At 46.6% G+C, this 204-nt stretch carries 1 rRNA gene; it reads left to right on the top strand.

Annotation, left to right across the window (positions count from 1 at the left end):
- Window positions 1-133: 133 nt before the first annotated feature.
- A 5S ribosomal RNA gene (rrf, locus tag GHO42_RS08485) occupies window positions 134-204 on the top strand; the annotation flags it as partial.

A 204-nucleotide genomic window follows, 5' to 3' on the forward strand; every position in this document is an offset into this window, starting at 1 on the left:
CCCATGTGAGAGTAGGTCATCGTCAAGATTAAATTCCAAAATCCCTGTCTGCTCACGCAGACGGGGATTTTGTTTTTATAGAAGTCCCAAGTTTTCGCAGGCACGTTTTGATAACGGATCTGCCACAGAATTTCTTGACGACCATAGAGCATTGGAACCACCTGATCCCATCCCGAACTCAGTAGTGAAACGATGCATCGCCGA

Origin of the sequence: Pseudomonas sp. FSL R10-0056 (genome assembly GCF_009600105.1) — a bacterium.
Taxonomy (GTDB): domain Bacteria; phylum Pseudomonadota; class Gammaproteobacteria; order Pseudomonadales; family Pseudomonadaceae; genus Aquipseudomonas; species Aquipseudomonas bubulae.